Genomic DNA, 640 nt, shown 5'->3' with positions numbered 1-640 from the left:
CCGGTGTCACTGGCAACTCGCTCAGTGCCAACTTCTCTTTTATCAATAAGACTTCTGGCTTCTGTTTGGTTGTGCCGTGAATGCGCTGGTGCGCGACATCATGTAACCATTGTCCTATTTGCCCATTGGCGATATCGACGTCCAGTGCCAGTCCAGCCTGTTTCAGTGTGGCAGCCAATGGCGTGATAAAACTGTGTTTTAAATAGCCATTGAAGCGTTCTACTTTGCCCTTGGTTTTAGCCCGATAAGGACGGCATGCCCGTAATCTAAAACCGTAGTCAGCAGAGAGTTGTAGTAATTTACTGTTCCAGCGATGTTTACCGTCACCATAAGCATCTCGCTCAATCATGATGCACTTGGCATTATCAAACAGAATTTCCTTGGGGACGCCACCAAAGTAATTCAGCGCACCTTCAATACCAGACAGCCAATCCTCTTGCTTCTCACATTCGCTGAAACAGACATAACAGGCTCGGCTATACCCAAGTGTAGCGACAAACCCTTTTAGTTTGTTCCTGCCACGTTTGATGGTGGTAAAGTCAACTTGCATTTGTTGGCCTGGTGCCGTTTCAAAACGTACTACTGGCTCTTGGGTTGCTGATTTGAACTGACGAACATAGATCTTCACCAGCCCTTCTTG

General features: G+C 47.0%; 1 protein-coding gene. It reads right to left on the bottom strand.

What is annotated here, in order from left to right; translation table 11 throughout:
- Positions 1-640 (bottom strand): IS21 family transposase (istA, locus tag ACYVIL_RS16795; protein WP_460313602.1); only part of this gene is annotated, 640 nt, incomplete at both ends.

This window comes from Aliiglaciecola aliphaticivorans (assembly GCF_054782055.1).
This window is presented reverse-complemented; position numbering and strand designations above follow the sequence as displayed.